The 228-nt window shown below is 78.5% G+C and carries 1 pseudogene; it reads right to left on the bottom strand.

Annotated features, from left to right (window positions below):
• Positions 1 to 20: 20 nt before the first annotated feature.
• Positions 21 to 228: pseudogene (locus AN218_RS36570) on the bottom strand (hypothetical protein); the annotation flags it as partial.

Below are 228 nucleotides of genomic sequence, written 5' to 3'. Positions count from 1 at the left end.
GCCGGGGAGTCGAGCCGCGGTCAGGTCGTCAGCGGCAGCGCCGCGAGCTGCCCCACCGCCCACGTCAGCGCTCCCAGTACGGCGCACAGCACGACGGCGCGCAGCACCGCCGCGCCCCGCAGCAGCCGGCGCGGAGCGCCCAGCTTCGCCAGCGCCTCGTTCGCGGGCTTGCGGGCGGCACGCGACTCGGCCGCCGCGGTCAGGGCGCTCGCCAGGACGCAGAAGACG

Source organism: Streptomyces nanshensis (assembly GCF_001751255.1).
Lineage (GTDB): Bacteria > Actinomycetota > Actinomycetes > Streptomycetales > Streptomycetaceae > Streptomyces > Streptomyces nanshensis_A.
The sequence above is the reverse complement of the archived record's forward strand: the minus strand, read 5'-3'. Positions and strand labels throughout refer to the sequence as shown.